The organism is Pseudoalteromonas sp. 3J6 (assembly GCF_903995135.1).
Lineage (GTDB): Bacteria > Pseudomonadota > Gammaproteobacteria > Enterobacterales > Alteromonadaceae > Pseudoalteromonas.
On the sequence record NZ_LR877185.1, the window covers coordinates 1027052 to 1040450 of the forward strand.

At 39.5% G+C, this 13399-nt stretch carries 13 protein-coding genes; 2 read left to right on the top strand and 11 right to left on the bottom strand.

The genetic code is table 11. The features are described from left to right. Positions 1–2: 2 nt before the first annotated feature. Positions 3–770, bottom strand: a complete 768-nt coding sequence (gene argB / locus P3J6_RS04730; protein WP_198522348.1) for an acetylglutamate kinase — start codon at positions 768–770, stop codon at positions 3–5. Beyond that, complete coding sequence (gene argC, locus P3J6_RS04735) at positions 767–1780, bottom strand: N-acetyl-gamma-glutamyl-phosphate reductase (RefSeq protein ID WP_178955319.1); 1014 nt, start codon at positions 1778–1780, stop codon at positions 767–769. Before argC ends, argB begins: the two co-directional genes overlap by 4 nt. Positions 1781–2001: 221 nt before the next feature. Here argC and argE point away from each other — a divergent pair, with 221 nt between their 5' ends. Continuing rightward, positions 2002–3147 carry an acetylornithine deacetylase gene (argE, locus tag P3J6_RS04740; RefSeq protein ID WP_198522349.1) on the top strand — a complete coding sequence of 382 codons (1146 nt, stop codon included), beginning with the start codon at positions 2002–2004 and terminating at the stop codon, positions 3145–3147. Between the two features lie 249 nt (positions 3148–3396). Here the strand turns inward: argE and panP are convergent, their stop codons facing one another. Continuing rightward, on the bottom strand, positions 3397–5022 hold the full coding sequence (gene panP / locus P3J6_RS04745; protein WP_138571145.1) for a pyridoxal-dependent aspartate 1-decarboxylase PanP: 1626 nt from the start codon (positions 5020–5022) through the stop codon (positions 3397–3399). A gap of 259 nt (positions 5023–5281) precedes the next feature. On the opposite strand from panP, the gene P3J6_RS04750 reads away from it, so the two are divergent. After that, entirely contained in the window at positions 5282–7150 is a 1869-nt protein-coding gene (locus tag P3J6_RS04750) for a GGDEF domain-containing protein (RefSeq protein WP_198522350.1), read from the top strand. On the opposite strand, the gene trmB is transcribed toward P3J6_RS04750, so the two are convergent. The 8 genes from trmB to folB form a co-directional block, all read right to left on the bottom strand. Beyond that, entirely contained in the window at positions 7147–7818 is a 672-nt protein-coding gene (gene trmB / locus P3J6_RS04755) for a tRNA (guanine(46)-N(7))-methyltransferase TrmB (protein WP_198522351.1), read from the bottom strand. The genes P3J6_RS04750 and trmB overlap by 4 nt on opposite strands. Then, positions 7818–8585 (bottom strand): ABC transporter permease, encoded by a 768-nt coding sequence (locus P3J6_RS04760; protein WP_198522352.1) that lies wholly within the window; start codon positions 8583–8585, stop codon positions 7818–7820. Before P3J6_RS04760 ends, trmB begins: the two co-directional genes overlap by 1 nt. Beyond that, positions 8586–9515 carry an ABC transporter ATP-binding protein gene (locus P3J6_RS04765; protein WP_198522353.1) on the bottom strand — a complete coding sequence of 310 codons (930 nt, stop codon included), beginning with the start codon at positions 9513–9515 and terminating at the stop codon, positions 8586–8588. Then, the gene (locus P3J6_RS04770) at positions 9512–10135 is read right to left on the bottom strand and encodes a flavin prenyltransferase UbiX (protein WP_075170693.1); all 624 of its coding nucleotides are present in this window, start codon (positions 10133–10135) and stop codon (positions 9512–9514) included. Before P3J6_RS04770 ends, P3J6_RS04765 begins: the two co-directional genes overlap by 4 nt. A 1-nt stretch (position 10136) precedes the next feature. Then, complete coding sequence (gene mpl, locus P3J6_RS04775) at positions 10137–11492, bottom strand: UDP-N-acetylmuramate:L-alanyl-gamma-D-glutamyl-meso-diaminopimelate ligase (RefSeq protein WP_198522354.1); 1356 nt, start codon at positions 11490–11492, stop codon at positions 10137–10139. A gap of 146 nt (positions 11493–11638) precedes the next feature. Next, entirely contained in the window at positions 11639–12439 is an 801-nt protein-coding gene (locus P3J6_RS04780) for an undecaprenyl-diphosphate phosphatase (protein WP_010391016.1), read from the bottom strand. Continuing rightward, positions 12436–12924 (bottom strand): 2-amino-4-hydroxy-6-hydroxymethyldihydropteridine diphosphokinase, encoded by a 489-nt coding sequence (folK, locus tag P3J6_RS04785; protein ID WP_075170695.1) that lies wholly within the window; start codon positions 12922–12924, stop codon positions 12436–12438. Before folK ends, P3J6_RS04780 begins: the two co-directional genes overlap by 4 nt. Continuing rightward, the gene (gene folB, locus P3J6_RS04790; protein WP_075170696.1) at positions 12925–13284 is read right to left on the bottom strand and encodes a dihydroneopterin aldolase; all 360 of its coding nucleotides are present in this window, start codon (positions 13282–13284) and stop codon (positions 12925–12927) included. Between the last annotated feature and the right edge of the window lie 115 nt (positions 13285–13399).

Here is a 13399-nt window from a genome sequence, read left to right on the forward strand (position 1 = left end):
ACCTATGGTGTTACTTTAGTTCCGACATGCTCGCCTTGCAGCAAAGCAGTTAAGTTTTCTGGCTTTTGCCAGCTGGAAATGTACACACCGCGTCGTAAATGTTGGGCAGCGTGAAGACTGGTCTTAACTTTGACCTCCATCCCGCCCACAATTACTCCCTCTGCAATTAAAGTATCAATGTGTTTTGTGTCAAGTTGATGTAAAGGCTGCTTACTGACATCAAGTACCGCCTCTACGTCTGTCATAAAAATAAGTTCTGCATTTAAATTATTAGCCATTGCGGCGGCTGCTTCATCGGCATTAACGTTGTATAACAAGCCCTGCTCATCAAAGCCGATAGAACTGATGATTGGTAACCGGCCAGCACTGAGTAAATCATTAATAATAGAATCAGCATTGTTGTGACATTGACCTACTTGACCCAATGCTTTTAATTTTTGCGAGGCGGTGATCCCTGCTTCATATAAACTTAACCCCACCGGCTTATGACCAACACTAATTGCTTGCGCCATGAGTTGTTTGTTTGCCGCACCCGCAAGGGCTCCAACAATATAAGGCATCTGTTCTTTAGGGCTAATACGTAAACCTTGGTGTTTAGCACTGGCAAAACCAGCCTCTTTTAACCAGCTATCAACTAATGACCCCCCCCCATGCACAATCACAAACTGAGCATCATCTTGCTCGTTGAGTATTTCAAATAATGCTTTAGCGGCATTTTCAGTATTGAGTACTGCACCACCGAGTTTAATAACCCACGTTTTACTGCTCATCTAAACGCTCCTATTAGACCTGTAGTGTGGGGAAGCCCCATTGATAAATTAATACATTGCAAAGCCTGACCAGCTGCCCCTTTTAATAAGTTGTCAATTGCTGCCATTACTATTAACTGTGAGCCTTGCTGCTGCCACGCAATATCTACATAAGGTTGTTTGGCCACCCCTTTAATCGAAGGAATTTTGCTGCCAAGCAAACGAATTAATGGCTCATCGGCCAATACTTGATAAGCTTTAGCTACTTGCTCACTGGTCACACCCGGCTTTAATTGCACATAAATAGTTTCTAAAATACCGCGCGGAAAATTACCTAAATGAGGAGTAAATAACACCTCATGACCTAGATGCTGTTGTATTTCAGGCCCATGACGGTGATTAAACAAACCATAGGGTGCAAGTGATACCTCACAAAAATGAGTCCCTAGGCTGGCTTTACGCCCTGCGCCCGTTACGCCAGAAACCGCATTAATAATAATTTTTTCATCACTCAACAAACACGCTTGCTGAAGAGGTTTTAATGCATTTAATGCAGCCGTTGGATAGCAGCCAGCAACAGCAATTAGCTGAGCATCAGTAATGGCTTTACTATTCCATTCAGCAAGACCATATGCCGCTTGATTGAGTAGTTCTGGATGTTGGTGTTCAAAACCATAATAAGTAACGTAATCATCATTACTTGCAAGACGATAGCCACCAGAGAGGTCAAATACCTTTTTGCCCATCGCTAAAAACTGAGGCGCTAAATCCACACTTACTTTATGATCGGTACACAGGCAAACGTAATCTGCTGAATGAGTGATATCAGCAAGTGCATGTTCATTTAGTGGCTGCAAAGGTAAATCAAGTAACCCTAAATGCTCAGGATACAATTCACTAAGCAACTTATGTTTATCTAAACTTTGCGCTGATACATAACAGCCAGTTAGTGAAAGCGTTGGATGTTTTGCTACTAAGCTAGCCAGTTCTGCGCCGCTGTAACCGCTGGCACCTATAATTACTACGTTCATTATTTACTCTTTATCTAAAATTAGTGACCACATTCCATGTTGTTTGTTTACACTAGGGTCTAACCCAGCCAAACAGATTAAATTTGTGAGTGATAACTATCGTCGTATTATTTTCATGGCGTAACTTTAATATATTTATGCTTAAAAAGTGAATTGATATTCATCATAAATACTTTTATATTGTTATGCAATTAAAATGAATACTTATTTTGGAATTTTTTATGTCTCTGCCGTCATTTATTTCGATGTACCAGCAATTGATTGCTGCCCCCTCTATTAGTGCCATTGAAGATCATTTATGCATGAGTAATAAGAGTGTCATTGAACTCCTAGCGCAATGGTGTCAAAGCTTAGGTTTTACCTGTGAAATAATAGAATTAAAAGGCAACAAAGGCCGCTACAACTTATTAGCAAAACGCGGTCAAGGCGACGGCGGTTTAATGCTGGCAGGTCACACTGATACGGTGCCATTTGATGATAGTCGTTGGAATCACAACCCATTTAAATTAACTGAGCGAGATAACAAACTATTTGGCTTAGGTAGCATTGATATGAAAGGTTTTTTTGCTTTTGTACTGCAGGCTATTAGTGAGCTTGATGAAAAGCAACAAACACAACCAATTTTAATATTAGCCACCGCAGACGAAGAAACCACTATGGCTGGCGCACAACAAATCTGTAAGCACCCAAATTTAAAGCCAAGTCGCTGTATTATTGGTGAACCTACTGATATGACTCCGGTATTTACTCATAAAGGTCATATGAGTACAGCAATAAGAGTTGTCGGCCGTTCAGGACATAGCTCAGATCCCGAACGGGGTCTTAACGCCATCGAAGTAATGCATAAAGTGATTACAAAATTGCTAATCTTAAAAGAACAACTTAAGAATAAATATTCAATAAATCACTTTGAAATTCCTTACCCAACGCTCAATTTAGGTAATATTCATGGGGGCGATAATGCAAATCGGATTTGCGGTTGCTGTGAAATGCACATTGATATGCGCCCTCTTCCTGGCTTAAGTGTACAAGAGCTGCAAGCATTGCTGCTTGATGCAACCTACGATATAAATCAGCAATACCCTAATTCGGTCAGTGTGATTGATTTACATGAGCCAATTCCAGCATTTACAGGAAGCACAGACAGCGCGTTAGTTAAACTAGCCGAAAATATAGCAGGGCAAAAAGCAGTGGCTGTTAATTACTGTACTGAGGCACCATTTATACAACAACTGGGTTGTGAAACCATCGTCATGGGACCGGGTTCAATTAACCAAGCGCATCAGCCCGATGAATATTTAGCGATGGAAAAAATAAAGCCTTCGCAACAAATTATCAGCAACCTCATAAAGGCGAGTTGCTTTTAATCAGTAACAAAAAAGACGCTATTAAGCGTCTTTTTTATAGCATTTATATTTAACCTGAACTCTGAATAATAAATCTATCTCAAGCAGCTATTTTTAGCGCTAACTGCGTTGAATTTACTTGCAATAGGCTAGCTATTGACGCGTAAGTTCGCCTTGTTTTCACTGAAAATCTCTGGCTAGAGAAAATAAACATAAATATCATCTTTGATTCAATATGTTAATAAACCTCTTAACCAGAGTTCAGGTTAGTTACATATATTTTCGTAAATACTTTTTAAATACAGGGTCGGTTTGAGCTAGTTCTTTCTGCTCTTCTAATATCTCTTTTAATATTGCACCTGATGTAAGCGGATTCGCAAGCACCACTCTAAATACCACGGTTGGTTGGTTATCATATTGAACTGGCGTTAAACGTGTACGCGATACAAACGAGCGACCTGATTCACGTTGACGTTTTTGCATGCTTGCAGTAAAACGATTAAGCGCGGCAAAAATATCTAAACGGGTTTGTGCGTTGGCCTGTGCTATCGCATTTTTAATTTGCTTAGGGACATAACGATAAGTTAGCAAACATAGCTCAGGTTCTGATATTAATTCAAAGTCTTCATCTGCTTTTATCAAATCAGCAAAGTAACGGGCTTTTTTAATACTGCGATCGATAAGCATTTCATAGCCTTTACGACCAATAACACGTAAGCAAGCATGCACTAACATCGCCATACCAGGGCGGCTCCCCTCAAGGGTATGGCTGCCTAAATCTTTAGAGCCTTTACGTAAAATATATTCAGCATGATGCTCTATGGCATCAGTTGCAGCAGGGTCTTTAAACAGCACCAAACCTGCTCCCATCGGTACATACATTTGTTTATGCGCATCAATGGTGATTGAATCTGCATGCTCAATACCTTTTAAAAGGTGCCTATGGGTATTAGAAAGTAAAGTAGCTCCGCCCCACGCCGCATCAACATGAAAGTGGCAATTAATTTCTTGTGCTAAATTAGCCATGTCTTCAAGTGGATCGATATTACCAGTTTCAGTCGTTCCGGCTACACCAATAATTGCCATCACTTTAATGCCTTGCGCTTCAAGCTCTAGCGCTTTTTCTCGCATAGCATCTACATCAACTTTATTATCAGCCGATGTTTTAATACCAATTAAATTCTCACGGCCAATACCTAGTAAATCTACCGATTTGCCCAACGAGTAATGACCTCGCTCAGAGATTAAAACCGCCAGTCCTTTGTAACCATAGTGGAGCATTCCCGCCACTAAACCTTGTGCAGCAATGCCTTTAAAGTTGCCATCCGCTTTCAATAAGCGGTTGCGGGCAATCCAAAGTGCTGTAATGTTAGCTACTGTGCCACCAGAGCAAAATGCTCCTAAAGAGGTTTTTGCACTGTGCATCCATTTAGAATAAAAGCCATCATTTTGTCCATAAGCTAAATGATGCATCATTCCTAAAACTTGACGCTCTAATGGGGTAAACGCTTTTGAGGTTTCTATTTTTACAAGGTTTTGATTTAGCCCAACCATTAATTTCGATAACGGCAGTAAAAAATGTGGCAGAGCAGACGTCATATGACCAATAAAGCTTGGCGCTGCGGTATGTACAGAATGAGCAACCAGCTGTTCCATAATATCTTGGGCATAGCAAGACACAAACGTTGGCTCTTCAGGGATAGCCGCCGATTGAAAATCTTTTTCTATTTCATGTAATGGTTTTTCAATTGCCGCGATATTTTCGTTTAAGAAACCTGCTAAATTACTCGAAATTTCAAGCTCTATTTTGCTCAAAGTTGAGTCAGGTGCCTCTGGAACGGTAAATATCCGTTTGAGGCTTTCTTTAGAGGCGACGGCACAACGCTTTTGATCCATCTTCATACCTAGTGTGTGACTAAAACACCTGTTAGTTTGTAAAACACGCTAATTTAAGGTGTTTTTAAGCAACGGCATTTCTAAAAAATTGCGCTAACTTTACTGCAATATGACAAAAATGTCTCGTTTTAAGCCATAAAAGACAATACAAAATAGATAACATTTCACTATTTTTTATATTTAGTACAAAGGGTAATTAAAATATTGGGCATTTATAATTTTTAAGTATAATAAATCTAACAAAAAATAAGGATATTACATGCTAAAAGGAAATCTAAAATTAACTCGGTTGGCGCTCGGTACCGTCTTTTTTTTAGTCAGCTTAATAAGCTACAGTTACTACACCTACACTGCCATCAATAATGATGTGATACGCAGCATTGATAATCGTTTATTAAATGCAGCCACCAGCGTAAAGTACATTTTAGGTAGTGATTATCACGATAAAGTAGCGCAAGAAATTAGCTTTTCAAGCTATCAAAATAAAGCTGACCAGCTTTCGGCGTTGGCCAATGATTTAAATATAGATTATTTATATTCAATGGTACTGATTGATGAGAATGTTTATTTTACTGCCTCTAGTTACACTCAAGATGATCAAAATAACGGTAAAGTTACTCAGTTTTTAGATCTTTACCCCGAAGCCACGCCCATCAACATAGCTGCATTTTTATCAACATCCCCTATTTTTGAAACCTCAACAGCGCATCGCGGCCATTCTAAAACAGTATATATTCCTCATCTGGCAAAAAATGGCAGAACCTATATTACAGCTGCAGATATTAGCGTTGATAAAATTAGCAATGCGTTAAAAACAGACTTATATCAATCTATGTTTCATTTTTGCTGCGTAATTATTATTTTATTAATAGTTTATATTCTTTATTACTATGGAGTACGTCGTTCATTAATGAGCGACCATGCAAGCGGATTTGAAAATCATATTGCCTTAGAAAAACGGCTAAAAAAAAGCAATGAACATCATTTACAAATTGCGATTATTTTAGTGAACGAAATTGATAATATCAGCCGTTTTTTTGGCACAAAAACAGCCGATGAAGTGATGAAAAAGCTGCTCACTCACTTTAAGCAGCAAGCCCGTTTGCACGCACGTATTTATCGTATTGCAACTAATAAACTCGCTATTTTGACTGATAAAGAAACTCCCTTTGATGAGCTATATAGCATCATCCAGTCACATGATAAAAATATACCGTTTTTAAATCAGCCTTTTATTTATATTACCCTTAACGCTGGTGTAGCTAGAGGCAATAAGTCATTACTGCTTAAGAATGCTCATATTGCGTTACTGCAATCTAAGCAGGGCGATCAGAGCATAGTTAACTACTGTGAGGCAATTAACGACGCTAAATCTCTATATTTATATAATGTTGAAATAGCAAAAGAAATTCGTGAAGCATTTGATGCTCATCGTGTTGTTCCTTACTTCCAGCCGGTTATAAATACTCATACCGATGAAGTTATTAGGTATGATTGCTCACCGAGAATAGTCACTTCACAAGGGGAGATTTTAACCCCTGATACCTTTGCAAATGCACTAGATAGACTTCGTATGAATGGCATGTTAACCCATACCCTATTTACTCAATGTGTTTCACGTTTTCGTAAATCAACAATTTGTTGGGAGTTAACGCTGTGCGCTGAAAACATTGCAGATCCCACTATTTATGATCATATTGCGTATGAGCTTCATCGCTACCCTAATCCTGAAAACATTACTATTTCGATTTTAGAGTCGCAGGTTATTTCACATTACTATGAAATAAAGTCATTTATCGCAATGGTAAAAAGTAAGGGGGCAAAGGTGGTGATGCACTGCTGGGGTAATGAATTTATTAATACCCTCAATACGTTAAAAGTGGAGGTTGATGGTATTAAACTCGATGGTGCAATCACAAAGCAGCTGTTAAATGATGCAAATACGTCGCTATTTATAACCTATATCGCTGATACAGCTCAGCAGCTTGAACTTGAATTGGTTATTGAAGCGGTAGAAAGTAATACGGTTGCAGAGTTACTCAGCCAACTAAATGTGACGCTGATGCAAGGTAGTTTCCTTGGCAAACCAACGCCACATGTTACTGACTTTAAAAAAGCAATGAATTAGTTATTAATATTAATGGCTAGTCGGTGGCTTTGCTGACCACTGGCCCAGTACTTACGCTCAAAAGGAGTAATTGCTTCATCTGATTCAAACAACGCGGTTTGACAAGGATACCCAGCTAACTCGAGCGCTCTGGCGAACTCTTTAACATAGATATCCCAGTTACTGCGCACTTCAAGCAAACCACCTAATTTAACAATAAAGGGGAAGATAGCCGCCCCATGCCAGCGCCGTTGAATGTGCTTAGACTTAGGCCACGGGTTTGGATATAGCAAATAATGATGAGTAGGCCGCCAATTAGCAGCGACAGCTAAACGCCAAAAATCATTTAAGTCAGCTTGCACCAAAATGTATTGACCACTCTCAGTTTGTTTATACTCAACATCATGCTTATCAAGTCGGTGAGATGACTTATCAATGCCCACAACTAACGCATCAGGATGACGTTTCGCTAAATTAGCAGTGCTTTCGCCAACGCCACAACAGGAGTCTAGAATAAGCGGTCCATCAAAGGTTTGCACCTTAGCATTAACTTCATCAAATGCGGTTTGAGTATGCGCTGCAATTGGCTTTTTAAACTCGGCTTGTAAGTGTTTATTAACTATTTCATCAAGCTTTTCATGAAGTCCCGCTTGATTAGATACAATACTACGTGAATTTGCATCGCTCATTAGTGTCTTAACCCCACACCTTTTTTGATTAGCGTCAGTGCTAAAGTAAATAATACGCTGATAAACACCAACAACACCGCAGTCGCAACCGTTAAATCAACATCAGAAACGCCTAAGAATCCGTATCTGAATGCGTTAACCATATAAATAATAGGATTAATTTGCGACACCATTTGCCAAAAATCAGGCAGTAAAGTGATTGAGTAAAACACTCCGCCTAAATAAGTTAGGGGTGTTAAAATAAAAGTCGGAATAATACTTATGTCATCAAAGCTGTTTGCATAAATAGCGTTGATTAACCCGCCCAAGGCAAACACCGCCGAGGTAAGAATAACAGTGGCCATAATCACAAAAATATTATGTATTTGTATATCTACAAAAAATAAAGAAACACACGTTACAATAAAGCCAACAATAATGCCACGGGTCATGCCTCCGCCCATATAACCCAACACAATGATGTAATTAGGCACAGGTGCAACCAATAACTCTTCAATACTTTTTTGAAACTTAGTTGAGTAAAAGCTTGAAGCTACATTCGAGTAAGAGTTTGTTATAACTGACATCATAATAAGGCCAGGAACAATAAACTCCATGTAACTAAAGCCGCCCATATCGCCAATACGCGAGCCTATTAAGTTCCCAAAAATAACAAAATATAAGCTCATAGTAATCGCTGGCGGCACTAAGGTTTGCACCCAAATACGCAAAAAGCGAATACACTCTTTAATCCAAATACTTTTTAAGGCTACGCCATATTTAAACATTTATTCGCCCCGCCCTTGCTCTAATAAACCTACAAATAATTCTTCTAATCGATTTGCTTTATTACGCATGCTTAGCACAGTATTACCTTGTTCGGTTAACGCACTAAATACAGCATTGAGCCCTTGTGATTTAGCCACTTCAACTTCAATGGTGTGCTCATCAGTCATGGTAAAATTATACCCTTCAAGCGTCACTGGATTGGTAGGCTGTTTTAAATCCAGTACAAAGGTTTCTTTGTCTAATTTAGCCAATAAAGCTTTTATAGTGGTGTTTTCAACTATGCGACCGGTATCAATAATAGCGATGTTTTTACACAGTAATTCGGCTTCTTCAAGGTAGTGAGTGGTTAAAATAATGGTCACACCTTGTTCGTTGATTTGTCTTAAAAACTCCCACATTGAGCGGCGCAGCTCTATATCAACGCCCGCTGTTGGTTCGTCTAAAATAAGTAACTTTGGTTCATGCATTAAGGCGCGTGCAATCATCAAGCGACGCTTCATACCACCAGAAAGGGTACGCGCTTGCTTATCTTTTTTCTCAAGTAGCCCAAGTTGTGCTAAGTACTTGTCAGCACGTTTGTGCGCTTCGCCGCGCGGTACACCGTAGTAACCTGCTTGATTAACGAGTATTTGGCTTAGGGTTTCAAACTGGCTAAAGTTAAACTCTTGTGGCACTAAACCTAAGTTAGCTTTCGCTGCTTCTAGGTCGGTATCAATATCATGACCAAATACTTCAACTTTACCTTTGGTCTTATTTACCAAAGAAGATATCACCCCAATAGTGGTTGATTTACCCGCCCCATTTGGACCAAGTAGTGCAAAAAAGTCACCTTCATGCACTTGTAAATCAATGCCTTTTACTGCCTCTACCCCATTTTTGTAAACCTTGGTAAGGCCTTCAATATTTAAAGCAATATTTTGCTTATTCATTTCTTACCCTCACCATAACCCCAGCGCTTTGTGAGATTATGTTCAATATTTAAATGATCTAAAATTCGCGCCACCATAAAATCAACTAAGTCTTCTATGCTTTGTGGTTGATGATAAAAACCAGGTGCAGCGGGCATGATAGTGACCCCTAAACGCGACAATTTAAGCATATTTTCTAAGTGAATTTCGCTAAACGGAGTTTCTCGAGGGACTAAAATAAGTTGACCTCGCTCTTTTATCACCACATCGGCAGCGCGCTCTAATAAGTTATCTGATGCGCCGATTGCAATCGCAGACACAGACCCGGCACTACATGGACATACTATCATTTTTTTCGGTGCTGCTGAGCCCGAAGCCACCGGACTGAACCAGTTATCTTTGCCAAATACCTTTAATTGTTCGCTCTTGGCGTTAAATAATACACTTAACTGCTCGGTAGCTTTATCTTCATTCCCTGATAGCTTTATATTGGACTCGGTATCAAAAACTACGCGCGCGGCACTTGAGATAAGCACATACACTTGAAATTGTTGTTCAAGTAACACTTCCAACAGCCTTAACCCATATGGTGCGCCTGATGCGCCACTAAATGCTAAGGTAATTGTATCTTTAAATTGCACATTATTCTCCGCTGTATTTATCGGTCAAACCATCAACAAGTTGCTGATGAAGACCATTAAAACCACCATTACTCATAATTAAAACATGTTGATTTGGCTCAACATTCTCAAGCACTGTATCAATAATAGCGGTTGTAGAATCAAAGCACTGCATACCCGCTTTGTCAGCTTGCTCTTTAAGTGACCACTTTAAATTTTCTGGTTCAAATAACAGCACATCATCTGCATCGCGAAGTGAATCGAGAAGTGTAAATTGATGCACTCCCATTTTCATGGTGTTAGAGCGCGGCTCTAAAATCGCAATAATTTTTTCATCGCCCACTTTAGCACGCAGCCCAGCAAGCGTTGTTTGTATTGCCGTTGGGTGATGGGCAAAATCGTCATACACTTTAATATGATTAATATCTGCTTTAAGCTCCATCCGCCTTTTTGGGCTGATAAACTCGCCCAAAGCTTCAATACTGTGCTCTATTGCAATTCCCACATGGCGTGCTGCTGCAATAGCCATAATGGCATTTTTAACGTTATGCTCACCAATCGCTTGCCAACTAACAACGCCTTGTAACTGCCTATTTAGTAAAACATTAAATTGAGAACCATCGGCTTTGAGTAATTCATAACTCCAATCATCACCTAATGTTTCGCTCTCGCTCCACAACCCTTTTGCAATCACATCGCTCAGTGCTTCATCATTTTTTGGCCAAAGCACTTTGCCGCTTTGCGGTAGTGTACGTATCAAATGGTGAAATTGTTTTTTAATTGCGTTTAAATCTTCAAAAATATCAGCATGATCAAATTCAAGATTATTTAAAATAAGTGTTCGAGGTAAATAATGAACAAACTTACTGCGTTTATCAAAAAAGGCCGTGTCATACTCATCGGCTTCTATAACAAAAAATGGCGTTTGCCCAACTCGCGCAGAAAGACCAAAGTTTTGTACAATTCCGCCAATTAAAAAGCCCGGTTTTAAACCCGCATATTCAAGTATCCACGCCAACATACTGGCGGTGGTTGTTTTACCATGAGTTCCTGCCACAGCCAGCACCCACGAATCTTGTAGTAAGTTATGTTTTAGCCACTCAGGTCCTGAGGTATAAGGCAGGCTCTTATCGAGTACATATTCAACACACGGGTTACCACGGCTCATAGCATTACCAATAACAACGATATCTGGAGCTGGCTCTAGTTGAGATACGTCATAGCCCTGTGTTAGTTCAATACCCAGTTCTTGTAGCTGAGTACTCATTGGTGGGTAAACGTTTTGATCTGACCCAGTAACGTGGTGACCCAATGATTTTGCTATAGCGGCAATACCACCCATAAATGTGCCACAAATACCCAAAATATGTATATGCATTTACTATCCTTTAATCCTGCGCGGAGTTTGCTCTAGGGCAAAATTTAATGGCGCTATAATGCCAAAATTTAGCTTAAGTTACCATTAACCCTTGGCGCAAATAAAAAAGCCTCCCAAAGTGGGAGGCTTTCCTGAAGATTAATAGCTTATAGCATTAAAAAGAATATTAAACCGACACCTAATAATAAACGATAAATAACAAATGGTAGCATTCCCATTCGCTCAATCACTTTTAAAAACATAAAAATACAAGCATAAGCTGATAAAAACGACAGCACTACACCTAACAATAATGCCGTCCAATCTACGATATGATCGCCAAGGGCAAGCTCTGCAGTATAATAAAGACCCATCATTGAAATGATTGGAATAGCTAATAAAAACGAAAAGCGCGCTGCACTTTGCTTGTTCATACCTAACATTAAACCCGCTGTCATGGTAATACCTGAACGTGAAGTGCCAGGGATCATTGCAACGGCTTGTGCAAAGCCAATAATGAGGGCCGTTTTCCAGTTTAACTGATAGATTGTTTTTATTTGCTTACCTTTGGCATCGGCGTACCAAAGCAATAGACCAAATACGATTGTTGTGGTCGCAATCACCCATGCACTGCGTAAGTACAGTTCAACAAAATCTTTTAATAACAAGCCTAAAATAGCTGCTGGCACAGTACCTAAAATGATCCACCAACCTAGTTTGCTATCATCAGTTGTGCCCTGCACGCCAAACGATTTAAACCAAGCACCGAGTATATCGGCTACTTCTTTACGGAAATAAATAACAACCGCAATTAAAGTGCCTACGTGAACAGCAACATCGAACGCTAACCCTTGATCCTCCCAGCCTAAAATTTGTGATGGTAAAATTAAGTGTGCCGAACTCGATATAGGTAAAAACTCAGTAAATCCCTGAATTAGGGCTAAAACAATTATTTCTATAATACTCATGGGTTAGAAAACTCCACCTTCCATAGTTTTTGTTGAGGGTTGTTATATGCATTCCATATTTGGGCAATCGTTTGTTTTGCTACCGGATGATAAAAATCAGGGGCCACCTCAGCTAAAGGCTGCAAGACAAAGGCATTTTTAGTAATTTCGTCACGCGGTAATTGTGCTGGGCTCTCGCAAATCACATCATCATAAAAGAGTAAGTCGAGATCCAGAGTACGTGGGCTAAATTTTTTATCATTTGCTTGGCGGCCATTGTCGCGTTCAATTTGTTTTAATAACGCGCACACATCAACAAGCGCCATGTTAGTGGTGGCGGCAAGCACTGAGTTATAAAAGTTATTACCGGCAAAACCCACAGCTTCACTTTCAAATACTGATGAGTGATGTGTGTTTTCAAAGTGCTGATTTAACGCCACTAGAGCACGCCGAATATGCTCAGCTTTATTAATGTTTGACCCTAGGCTAATAAATATCTGCGCCATTTAAGCCGTAGCCTTAATGCGCGTAATCTCTACACCCACTGTTTGCGCTTGTGGAACTGCAGCAGGCTTGCTAACTTTTATTGTTACTTGAGGAGTATTAAATTCGGTTAAGATAATTTGCGCTAATTGCTCCACCAGCGTTTCTAAAAGCTCGACTGGTTTAGCAGTGCTGTGCTCGATAACTCGCTCACTCACCTTAGCGTAATCTAATGCTAAGTTAATATCGTCGTTTTGTGCTGCGGGCTTAATGTCGCTTAGCATCTCAATATCAAAGTACAGGCTTTGTTTACTTTTCTTTTCAAAATCATACACCCCGATAATCGTTTCGACATGCAATTGTGATATAAATACCTTGTCCATTGATACTCCAAATGACTGTAACAAGTCACTGAGTTAATTACATATTGTATCAATCAAATTAATACTGTATATACTTTAATCAGTGTTTAAATATACTAAAATTACTTCTACAATA

Coding starts and splice junctions, on each gene's coding strand:
- folB (WP_075170696.1), bottom strand. CDS start 13,284: ATGGACAAGGTATTTATATCACAATTGCATGTCGAAACGATTATCGGG.
- trmB (WP_198522351.1), bottom strand. CDS start 7,818: ATGAGCGATGCAAATTCACGTAGTATTGTATCTAATCAAGCGGGACTT.
- mpl (WP_198522354.1), bottom strand. CDS start 11,492: ATGCATATACATATTTTGGGTATTTGTGGCACATTTATGGGTGGTATT.
- argC (WP_178955319.1), bottom strand. CDS start 1,780: ATGAACGTAGTAATTATAGGTGCCAGCGGTTACAGCGGCGCAGAACTG.
- argB (WP_198522348.1), bottom strand. CDS start 770: ATGAGCAGTAAAACGTGGGTTATTAAACTCGGTGGTGCAGTACTCAAT.
- P3J6_RS04780 (WP_010391016.1), bottom strand. CDS start 12,439: ATGAGTATTATAGAAATAATTGTTTTAGCCCTAATTCAGGGATTTACT.
- P3J6_RS04765 (WP_198522353.1), bottom strand. CDS start 9,515: ATGAATAAGCAAAATATTGCTTTAAATATTGAAGGCCTTACCAAGGTT.
- argE (WP_198522349.1), top strand. CDS start 2,002: ATGTCTCTGCCGTCATTTATTTCGATGTACCAGCAATTGATTGCTGCC.
- P3J6_RS04760 (WP_198522352.1), bottom strand. CDS start 8,585: ATGTTTAAATATGGCGTAGCCTTAAAAAGTATTTGGATTAAAGAGTGT.
- P3J6_RS04750 (WP_198522350.1), top strand. CDS start 5,282: ATGCTAAAAGGAAATCTAAAATTAACTCGGTTGGCGCTCGGTACCGTC.
- panP (WP_138571145.1), bottom strand. CDS start 5,022: ATGGATCAAAAGCGTTGTGCCGTCGCCTCTAAAGAAAGCCTCAAACGG.
- folK (WP_075170695.1), bottom strand. CDS start 12,924: ATGGCGCAGATATTTATTAGCCTAGGGTCAAACATTAATAAAGCTGAG.